Raw genomic sequence first — 10,665 nt, forward strand, 5'->3', positions numbered from 1 at the left:
TTCTATTTCTTAGTTATTAAATAGAGTTTTTGACTGTATATTGCTGATTTTTTAGTGGTTTAGTGCTGTTCGTGGTGTTGGGAAGGTCAACTAGATGCATTGTTATAGTAAAATTATGCAACCAAAATGGTGTTATTTGACATGAAGTTAACGTAAAAAAGTTGGCGAAAATCAGCGAGTTGGCTTAGACTGAGTCTAGTTAATAGTGAGAGGGATAATATAGTCCCGTAGTTTTTGCAGTTTAGAATTACATCTCTAATTGACATATACCTTATTCACAGTGGCATACTTTTATAATTGGTATGTACACTATCCATTCAACATAGTCTTGAGGGAGTTATCTATGGCGCTCACAAAAGCCGATTTGGCTGAGAACCTGTTTGAAAATGTTGGATTAAGCAAACGGGACGCCAAGGATACGGTGGAAGTCTTCTTTGAAGAAGTTAGGAAGGCTCTAGAAAATGGTGAGCAAGTTAAATTATCAGGTTTTGGTAACTTTGATTTGCGTGACAAAAATGAGAGACCTGGAAGAAACCCTAAAACGGGTGAAGATATCCCTATCTCCGCACGCCGTGTCGTTACATTCCGTCCTGGTCAGAAGCTTAAGGCTCGTGTCGAAAGTTTAGAAGTTAATAAATAAATCTTTCGCAAGTTTGCTGATCTGAACTGAAACCCAAGTAAATGTATTTTTACTTGGGTTTTTTATTACCCTATTTTTAGGATGTCACTTGTGACATGACTATATTAATAATAGTGACGTCATTATTTCTTATCTCTAGGATGCGATAAGAATAAATATAGGGAGTTTATTTATAATGAACAAGGAGGTTGGTATATGACTTTAATCGAACAGATAAAACGAGGACAGTTTCTTAAAGCAACGTGCGATTTTTCACAGCCTTTTGTTGCTGGAGAGTGGGTCTTAGACTCTGGGTTACATTGTCAGCTGTTATATCGTGGTGTCTTACAAATTACGCCACGAGAATTAGCCAGTGATACAAAAGATATTGTTTTGTCTTGTGGCGTTCATGGTGATGAGACTTCTCCGATAGAACTCGTTCAGCAAATAGCTTCAGGTGTAGTATTAGGCCAGATCCAACCGGTACATCGTTTATTATTAATTATTGCGCATCCTGAAGCGATTAATCATCAGCAACGATTTATGGCTGAAAACATGAATCGATTGTTTCAAGTTAGGAATTTTGAGAAAAATAACGAGTGTCGTATTGCTAACGCGTTACAATTGGCGATAAACAGCTTTTATGGCACTTCTATTGCGATAAAACCTGAACGATGGCATCTAGACTTACATTGTGCTATTCGGCCGTCACAGCATGATACCTTTGCAATAAGCCCCTATACTGATAAACAGACTCGCAGTAATAAATTGTTTAGCTTTATCCATCACGCTAAATTAGATGCAGTTCTGCTTTCTAATAAGCCATCACCAACATTTGCTTGGTATAGCGCTGAATATCATGGCGCGCAGGCACTGACTGTCGAACTCGGGCGAGTGGGTAAACTGGGGCATAATGATTTCACCGTATTAGCACCATTTCGACATGCTATTTTGCAATTAATTACGGATGTTGCTTTGCCAATTATTTGGACCAGTGAAGTCGAGGTGTATCAGGTTAGTCGTACGATTGTTAAACGACAAACCGAATTCTATTTTACGTTTAATGATGATGTTGCCAATTTTACTTTTTTTGCAGAAGGCGATGAATTTGCAGTGGATGGTAGTCAAACTTATACCGCAAGTGTTGGTGGGGAGGCCGTTGTTTTTCCTAATCGGCATGTGGTAGTAGGGCAACGAGCGGTATTGATGGTAAAAAAAGCTAATTTGATTTTTGATGAACAAGTTAGAGTTTGTGCTAAAAGTAACGCATCGTCTTGATTAATAGTTTTAATACTGCAGTTTTAGAGGCGTTTCTTTTCATTGTGAAAGTCACAGGGTATGGTATTTGACCTTACTCTTTTAATCGTAATGAAATCTTAATGTTGTTAAATGAATTATTATATCAACAGCAACAACGGTGGCGTATTTGGATAATAGTTTCATCGATGGTGTTGATCGGTATTTGCCTGCTTGCTATTGCCATTGGCGAAGTATGGATTGTACCTTGGGCTCCTGATGGCGCTCTTCAGCAACAATTATTACTGCAATTACGTATACCACGGGTATTAGCTGCCCTGATTGTGGGGGCTGCATTAGCCAGTTCTGGTGCGGTTCTACAGGTGTTATTGGGTAACCCATTAGCTGAGCCCGGTGTACTTGGTATTTCAGGCGGTGCGAGTTTAGCTGTCGTATCGCTCTTATTCTTTGTTCCTATCGTACCAACTCCCGTTATTACTATGTTTGCTGCTATGGCTGGCGCGTTATTGTTTACGCTTATTTTAGTTGGCTTTTCTCGACGTCAAAGAGTCTCTATGTCTCGATTATTATTAATTGGGGTTGCCTTAGGTATTTTATCGGGTGCAGTAGTGACATGGGCATTTTATTTCAGTGATGATTTAAGTATGCGTCAGCTGATGTATTGGCTGATGGGCAGTGTTGGTGGGGTGAATTGGGAGCAATTGTCACTACTATTTTTTATTGTGCCAGTATTAGTTGTACTTTGTATGCAAGGTAAGTCATTGGATGTGATGATGCTTGGCGATGTAGCAGCACGGCAATTAGGCGTTGATGTTAGGCGTATTCGATGGCTATTAATTTTAATGGTGTCGTTATTAGTGGGTTGTTCGGTGGCACTTGCTGGTGTGATTGGGTTTGTTGGCTTGGTTGTACCGCACCTGTTACGGTTACAATTGGGCACCGAGAATCGGTATTTATTGCCGTTATCGGCTATTTGCGGTGGGATATTATTAGTATTAGCAGATACATTATCACGGGTGTTATTGACTGATGCCGATTTACCGATAGGTGTGGTGACAACGTCACTCGGTGCACCTGTCTTTATTTGGATGCTAATGCGTTCGCAGTTGGATTAAATTATGGTAACAATGTTTGATAACGGTGATATTTCAACAGCGGCTACGTTAATATTAAAAGCCCAAAATATCGCTTTTGTACCGCGATTATTACCAATGTCGTTAACGCTTTATAGTGGCCAGATCACGCATGTTATAGGACCAAATGGGAGCGGTAAAAGCACTGTATTATCCATTTTATCAGGGTTGTTTGATTATAATGGTAGCATTATATTACTTAATGATGATTTAGTTGATTATGATCTGCCGTCATTAGCGCATGTTCGTAGTTATTTATCGCAACAAGATAAACCCAACTTTTCAATTCCAGTTTTTCAATATTTATCACTTGCAGTGTCAGCTTTACAGCATATTGATAATGAGCAATTACAAATCGCACTCGATGAGATTTGTAACCGTTTAGATATTCAAGATAAGTTATCGCGAAATATTCAACAACTTTCTGGTGGCGAGTGGCAGCGAGTACGATTAGCAGCGGCATGTTTACAAGTTTGGCCAACTATAAATCCACAAGCGAAATTATTATTACTTGATGAACCCGCTGCGGCGTTAGATATTGCTCAAGAGGCAGCAATGTATCAATTAGTACGGTATATTGCGCAACAGGGTATTGCGGTAGTGATGGTCAGTCATGATTTAAATAGAACCTTACGTGAAGCAGATAACGTGGTGATGTTGGATCGTGGTCACTGCGCCGCTTATGGTAATGTTGAACAAGTAATGACAGTTGAAAAGTTACAAGCGGTGTTTAAAACAAGTATTCATAGAATTGATCATAATGGCGTTCCCTGTTTGGTTTTTATTGATTAATTTAAGTCATTAGAAATAGACTAGTTGGTGTTAGCGATAAAATAAAAAGGCAGATAAACTGCCTTTTTAAAGATAACTAGTGAAGTAATTATTTGATCTTAAATTGTCCGACTAATTGTTTTAACCCATGAGTTGCTTGATCTAGCTGAGTAATGATTTTTTCTGAATTATGATTCTCTTGAATTAATGTGGTCACAATGTCTTGAATAGAAATCATATTACTATTAATTTCTCCAGTAACGGCATTTTGTTCAGTGGATGCTGTAGCAATTTGATTTGTACGATCGTCAATAGCATTGACTGCTTTAGTCACAGATTGAAGGCTGTATGAGATTTGATTAGTCGAGTTAACGGCTTCATTACATGAGGTTTGACTTCTCTCCATTGCATTTACAGCTTGAGTCACTAGGTAGTGTAATTTATCCAGCATCTCATTAATCTCGAGTGTGCTGCTTTGAGTTCGGCTTGCAAGCTCACGTACTTCATCTGCAACTACAGCAAACCCTCGTCCTTGTTCACCTGCTCGTGCAGCTTCAATAGCAGCGTTAAGGGCTAATAAGTTGGTTTGATCTGCAATATCTCCAATGACTTTTAATACATTATTAATACTATGTGATTGCTGGTTCAAATCGTCAATATACCCTGATGCATGGGTCACTTCATCAACAAGAGTGTTAATTGAAACTAATGATGTATCAACTTGTTGTTGTGCTAGTAATGCATCATCGCTTACTTTTGTGGTTGAGGATGCAACGTCATTGGTGCTCTCTGCTATTTCATTTGCCGCTAAACTCATTTGTTGCACAGCGGTTACAATTTGCTCTGTTTCACAGTTGTGGGAGTCTAATGTCATCGTTAGCATATTTGTCTGTTGGTGGACATGCTGTGCAGCCGTGGTAAGGCTTGCTGTTGATTGAGATACTTTTGTCATAATATTTTGTAGTTTTGAAGCGAAACGATTAAAGGCATTAGCTAATTGGGCGATCTCATCGTTACCCGCTACATCTAGGCGTTTGGTTAAATCGCCTTCACCATCAGCAATATCGTCTAAAGCTTTTGCCATTCGTGTAATCGGTTTAGTAATACGACTTGCGACTAATACAATGACTACAATTGATAATAAGCTAAGTATAATAGAAAGGATAATGACGGTTTGGATTTGGTTATTTCTACTTTGTATGAGTTTATTATTGTACTTCAAAACATTAGCATCAATATCATCTAGATAAAGGCCTGTCCCTAGGATCCATTTGCCGTTATTTACAGTGGCAGCATAGCTTTTTTTAAGCTGTGGCTGTTGACCTTCATTTTTAGGAAAGCTGTATTCAACGAATTGGTTATGGCCTTTAGATGATTGAATTAAAGCTTGAATATAACGTATACCATTAGCATCAATGGCTGCTATTTGATCTGTACCCTGAATTGCAGAATTGAGAGGGTGAACAACATTAATACCCTCTATGGTGTAAATGAAAAAGTAGCCAGCGTTATTGTCGGCAAAACGTAATGGGTTGAGTAGTGCTTCAATTTCTTTAATTGTGTCTTGTTCATTGTTACCTTTAGCTATCATGTTGTCGATGACATGCTTAGTAATTAGTACTGCATCTTTTAATTCTTTTTGCCTTTCTTCAATAACAGCCGTGCGATAATCGTTAACATTATTTTTTAATGACTGATTTTGTAGATAGATAACAATTGTCATAGCAATACTCAGAATGAGTATCATAGGAGATAGACTAAGTAATAGCAGTTTGAGTTTTATTGATTTGAGCATAAAAATGTAGAGCCTCTCCAATATTGATGATTATATTTATTGATTACTGATAAATATGAATTCGACTTATATATAAATATATTTATATCGATTTATAAAATAAGTTTAAAAAAGAGGCATAAATAAGATATTGTTCCCAAAAAATTATAGCTATTACATTATCTTGCAGTTAATTTAAAGAAAAAGGCAAAAAAATACTCGTCATAGAGACGAGTATTTAAAAAGTAATTTCTAATATTGATGATTATTTATTTTTTAAGTAAACAATAGTATTAGCTAAATCTTGTAGGCTTTTATGTGCACTGGTATTTACTAAGTACTTACCATTTACAAGGAATGCAGGCACTGATTCAAGGGCTGAATTATGCACAATATCTTCAGATTGTTGGAACATCTTAAATACTTCTTTTTGTTGAGCTTCTGTTAGCTCGTAAGGACTTTTTAAGTTGTTATCATGGAAGATTTTATCAAGTGCAGTTTTACGTTGCTCAACTGTCATGTCTTTTGGAGAATCTTGTACGAAAGCAAATAATTGCTCAACTAATGCATGGCTTGGTTTGTTGTCTGTTTGTACCATTGCAGCATAGAAAATGAAGGCTGCTTTTTGAGCACTTTCATTAAAAATAACGTGAACTTGCTTGATATCGCCATTCGTAAGTTTTTTGATTTCAGGAAGAATGCTTTCCATCTTACGGCAGTGGCCACAAGAAAGAGAAAAGATTTCAGTAACACCTTTCATTTCTGGCATTGGGGTTGGGATCACTGAGTATTGATCACCTTCTTGCGGTGTTTTTGAATCAGAACACCCAGATAGTGCAAATACAGTGAATAGTAGAACAAAAAAAGCTTGATAAATACGTTTCATGTTTCAGTACTTTTAAAAGAAGTTATGATTCTATTATGTCGATAAAATACTGTAAATGCATCGACAAAATGATAATAATCAATAAAAAAGTGTGCTATTTAATTCCTTTGAGTCTAAATGTTAAGCGTTTATTGTTATCAATTCATTATCCATAAATAAGGTGTAAATATCTCCGTGTGTTAAATTATAGAATAAGCTATTATTGGCGGCTTTTTTACCGCATGTGAGTGTTAATCGATGTACATTGGATTTGATTATGGAACCGCGAATTGTTCGGTTGCAGTGATGGAAGACAGTAAGCCTAAACTTTTACCATTAGAGAATAATAATCAATATATTCCGTCGACCTTATGTGCGCCAACACGTGAATCTGTGTCTGAATATTTATATCGCTTCATGGGTATTTCACCATCAAACGCGACGGGTGAGCAGGTTTTACGTCGTGCTATGGCATTTAATCGTGAAGAAGACATAGAGGTTGTTGCGGGGGATTTGCAATTCGGTCAAGCTGCACTTGATCTTTATCTCGATGATCCCGAAGAAGTTTATTACGTTAAATCGCCAAAATCATTTCTTGGTGCGAATGGTTTACGTGATGGTCAAATTAGCTTTTTTGAAGATCTTGTTTGTGCAATGATGGTTAATATAAAGCGCACCGCTGAACAAAGTTTACAACAAGATATTGTCAGTACCGTTATTGGGCGCCCGGTAAACTTTCAAGGTATTGGTGGCGAAAGTGCTAACCAACAAGCTGAAGGGATTTTATCGCAAGCAGCTAAACGAGCTGGATTTAAAAACGTGTGTTTTCAGTTTGAACCTGTTGCTGCTGGACTTGAATATGAATCTACATTAACGGCAGATAAAACGGTGCTGGTGGTTGATATTGGCGGTGGTACTACCGATTGTTCGTTAATTAATATGGGGCCTAGTTTCCGTCATCTTACTGATCGTAGCTCTAGTTTATTAGCCCATAGTGGTCAACGTGTTGGCGGTAATGATCTTGATATTCATTTGGCGTTTAAACAATTAATGCCACAGTTTGGCTTAGGCAGTAAAACGATTCGTGGTATCGAAATGCCATTTAATCAATTTTGGAATCCGATTGCGATTAATAATGTTGCCGCACAAACTGAATTTTATGGTGATGCTAATTTACGTGCGTTAGAAAAACTTCGTCATGATGCTGCTGATCCACAATTATTGTCGCGATTAATTCATGTTTATCATGAAACTCTTGGCTATCAAATCATTCGCCATGCAGAAGAGGCTAAAATTGCATTATCGAGTCAAGCACATCACACCGTGAATATGGCGTTAATGCAAGATTTGTTTGAAGTTGATATTTCCGCCCAGCAATTGGCTGAAGCAATAGAAACACCAAAAGAGAAAATGCGCGATCTTGTCATTGAGGCAATGGCACAAAGTCAGGTTAAACCAGATGCTATATTTATGACCGGCGGCACAGCACGTTCGCCTATTTTACGTCAATGTATTGAGCAGCAATTACCGAATATTCCTATCGTAAGTGGTAGCTATTTTGGGTCAGTAACTGCCGGTTTAGCACGTTGGGGTGAACGCTGCTATGGCTAATATATTAATTAAAAATAAAAATTCATAGTTAAATGCCTGCGTGAATGCAGGCATTTTTGAATAAGGACAACTTATGCTGGCTTAGGTGCATAGGCCGAACACCAACCGTTGATGTTAACTGTCTTTCCTGGAAAGATGGCACAAGGCTGCCAGTCACTACTACTGTTATCATTTCGAATCAAAAGGCAATTTTTACAATTTTGACCTTTAACTGTTGAATTATTAACGTATTTTAGTGCACTAGCTTGTGGACTATCTTGTTTCAGGTGGGGGAGATCAGCGGCATAAGCTGAGCGTATTATTATTTTGTTACCCAGTGTTAAGCCAATAATACCGCCAGCTGTTAATTGTAGAAAGCGTCGCCGTGATGATTGTTTTATCATGATCCTTTCCCTATTCGTTATATTGAATAATTATACTAGCATTGCTTATATTAAGTAGAAATAAGCGATACTATTGTCCATTGTGATATTACTTATTTTATATTTTTAAATAATAGTATATGGATATTAAACAAACCAGAATAGAGATTATTTTTACTGTTTATTTTATGATATTGATTATTATTATCATTTGCCTTTGTTGTTATATTTCTATTTAAATAAATCAAAATGATATAAAAGATAACTTTTGAACGATGTTTTAATACTATAACTATATGTTTATAAGAGTATTAAAAAGAATTAATCCTTAATGGTATTTAATATTTCATTTTCGGTGTCTTTATTTATTGTTTTATTTCAGTCTTAATGTAAGAAAATGCATAACTATAATTTGTAGCTGCTTTTTATTTTATATTCATTACTAATAAAACGGTATAGCGTCATTATTCTTGTTATTTCACATTGGGGAGAAATAACATTTAGAAATATACGTGTTTGGATTAGTTTTACCTGAAATCTTTCAAGGAAACAGTACATGTCTGACGAGAACGTATTCAAACAGCCAAAACCGTTCTATTTGATATTTTCAATTGAATTCTGGGAACGTTTTGGTTTCTACGGTATGCAAGCTATTTTAACTGTTTATATGGTTAAAATTCTTGGCATGTCAGAGACAGCATCTTTTACTTTATTTGGTGCATTCTCAGCATTAGTTTATGGTTCAGTTGCTATTGGTGGCTGGGTCGGCGATAAAGTTCTTGGAACTAAAAGAACCATTAAATTAGGTGCAATGGTACTTGTAGTTGGTTACGCTTTATTAGGTTTATCAGCAACCAGCGGTTATGGTGGTTCCGATCTTATCTATATAGCGATGGGCTTTATTACCATGGGTAATGGTTTGTTTAAAGCTAACCCTTCAAGCCTATTAGCAAAAGTCTATGGTGAAAATGATCCTCGTTTAGATGGTGCATTTACAATGTACTATATGGCCATTAATTTGGGTTCATTTTTCTCAATGCTATTATCACCATGGATTGCAGAGAAGTTTGGTTATGATATTGCCTTTGGCGTAAGTGCTGCAGGTCTAGTTATTACACTTATTAATTTTTATATTAGTGGTCATATTGTTAAAGGTATTGGTTCTAAACCTGATATGAAACCAGTTAATAAAATATATTATTTAGGTGTTTTAGTCGGCGCAATTATATTTAGTTTTATTAGTGCAATATTATTACAACATCTATTTTATGCACACGCTATTTTAATTATTGTTGGTACTACAATTGTTGGTCTATATTTTAAAGAACTATTTTCAACCTCGGGTATTGAACGAGCAAAAATGTTTGTTGCTTTTGTATTGATGCTACAAGGTATTGTGTTTTTTGTACTTTATTTCCAAATGCCAACATCACTTAACTTCTTCGCGATACATAATATTTCGCATGATTTATTTGGTATAAGTGTTGCGCCTGAGCAGTTCCAAGCACTTAACCCTTTATGGATTATGATTGCTAGCCCAGTGTTAGCGATGGTCTATAATAAATATGGCGATCGTTTTTCAATGCCATTTAAATTTGCTTTAGGTATGGTGCTATGTAGCTTGTCATTCTTAGTCTTAGTAGTTGGTGCTCATTTTGCTAATAGTGACGGTATTGTAGATTCAAATTGGCTTATTCTTTCTTATGGTTTCCAATCCATTGGCGAGTTATTTGTATCAGGTCTTGGTTTGGCTATGGTTGCTCAGCTAGTACCACAGCGAATGATGGGTTTTGCCATGGGCATGTGGTTCCTCACATCAGCAACAGCAGCGGTTGTAGCTGGCTGGGTTGCAACGCTAACAGCGGCACCTGCTAATGTTATCGAGCCTCACCAGACGCTAATGTTATATAGCCATGTGTTTGGCATTATTGGTTACTCTACTGCTGGTATTGCTATTTTCACTATGCTTATTGCACCAAAACTAACGCGTGTTATGCGTGGTGAAGATACACCTGCAGAGGTAACCGCTGCATAATCATAATTATTGATTAAAGCTATATTGCTAAATAAAACGGATGCCAACGATCAGTGTTGTTGGCATCCGTTTTTGTTTATGAATAATATAATGCAGAGCAGGAAGAGCAGGAAGAGCAGGAAGAGCAGGAAGAGCAGGAAGAGCAGGAAGAGCAGGAAGAGCAGGAAGAGCAGGAAGAGCAGGAAGAGCAGGAAGAGCAGGAAGAGCAGGAAGAGCAGGAAGAGCAGGAAGAGCAGGA

The 10,665-nt window shown here is 37.0% G+C and carries 10 protein-coding genes; 6 read left to right on the forward strand and 4 right to left on the reverse strand.

The genetic code is table 11. The annotated features are described in order from the left end of the window. The first annotated feature begins 343 nt into the window (after positions 1–343). The 4 genes from ihfA (at position 344) to btuD (ending at position 3,801) form a co-directional block, all read left to right on the forward strand. A complete protein-coding gene (ihfA, locus tag C0W29_RS20950) occupies positions 344–640 on the forward strand; it encodes an integration host factor subunit alpha (protein ID WP_036795089.1) in 297 nt (98 codons plus the stop codon). A gap of 195 nt (positions 641–835) precedes the next feature. Next, complete coding sequence (locus tag C0W29_RS20955) at positions 836–1,897, forward strand: succinylglutamate desuccinylase (RefSeq protein ID WP_045042715.1); 1,062 nt, start codon at positions 836–838, stop codon at positions 1,895–1,897. Between the two features lie 101 nt (positions 1,898–1,998). Continuing rightward, positions 1,999–2,991: a vitamin B12 ABC transporter permease BtuC gene (gene btuC, locus C0W29_RS20960; protein WP_045042716.1), complete on the forward strand. Its 993-nt coding sequence runs from the start codon at positions 1,999–2,001 to the stop codon at positions 2,989–2,991. A 12-nt stretch (positions 2,992–3,003) separates the two neighbouring features. Then, on the forward strand, positions 3,004–3,801 hold the full coding sequence (gene btuD / locus C0W29_RS20965) for a vitamin B12 ABC transporter ATP-binding protein BtuD (protein ID WP_080888915.1): 798 nt from the start codon (positions 3,004–3,006) through the stop codon (positions 3,799–3,801). Between the two features lie 88 nt (positions 3,802–3,889). Here btuD and C0W29_RS20970 read toward each other — a convergent pair whose 3' ends face one another. Further along, positions 3,890–5,503: a methyl-accepting chemotaxis protein gene (locus C0W29_RS20970; protein WP_235869057.1), complete on the reverse strand. Its 1,614-nt coding sequence runs from the start codon at positions 5,501–5,503 to the stop codon at positions 3,890–3,892. A gap of 316 nt (positions 5,504–5,819) precedes the next feature. Next, positions 5,820–6,440 (reverse strand): thiol:disulfide interchange protein DsbA/DsbL, encoded by a 621-nt coding sequence (locus C0W29_RS20975; RefSeq protein WP_045044415.1) that lies wholly within the window; start codon positions 6,438–6,440, stop codon positions 5,820–5,822. A gap of 237 nt (positions 6,441–6,677) precedes the next feature. On the opposite strand from C0W29_RS20975, the gene yegD reads away from it, so the two are divergent. Further along, a complete protein-coding gene (gene yegD / locus C0W29_RS20980) occupies positions 6,678–8,030 on the forward strand; it encodes a molecular chaperone (RefSeq protein WP_045042718.1) in 1,353 nt (450 codons plus the stop codon). Between the two features lie 71 nt (positions 8,031–8,101). On the opposite strand, the gene C0W29_RS20985 is transcribed toward yegD, so the two are convergent. Continuing rightward, positions 8,102–8,413, reverse strand: a complete 312-nt coding sequence (locus C0W29_RS20985) for a high-potential iron-sulfur protein (RefSeq protein WP_045042719.1) — start codon at positions 8,411–8,413, stop codon at positions 8,102–8,104. Positions 8,414–8,948: 535 nt separating this feature from the next. Here C0W29_RS20985 and dtpA point away from each other — a divergent pair. Continuing rightward, a complete protein-coding gene (gene dtpA, locus C0W29_RS20990) occupies positions 8,949–10,427 on the forward strand; it encodes a dipeptide/tripeptide permease DtpA (RefSeq protein ID WP_045042720.1) in 1,479 nt (492 codons plus the stop codon). Between the two features lie 50 nt (positions 10,428–10,477). Here the strand turns inward: dtpA and C0W29_RS21890 are convergent. Next, a partial coding sequence (locus C0W29_RS21890) for a hypothetical protein (protein WP_235869058.1) occupies positions 10,478–10,665 on the reverse strand: 188 nt, incomplete at its 5' end.

Source organism: Photobacterium kishitanii, assembly GCF_003026355.1.
GTDB classification, from domain to species: domain Bacteria; phylum Pseudomonadota; class Gammaproteobacteria; order Enterobacterales; family Vibrionaceae; genus Photobacterium; species Photobacterium kishitanii.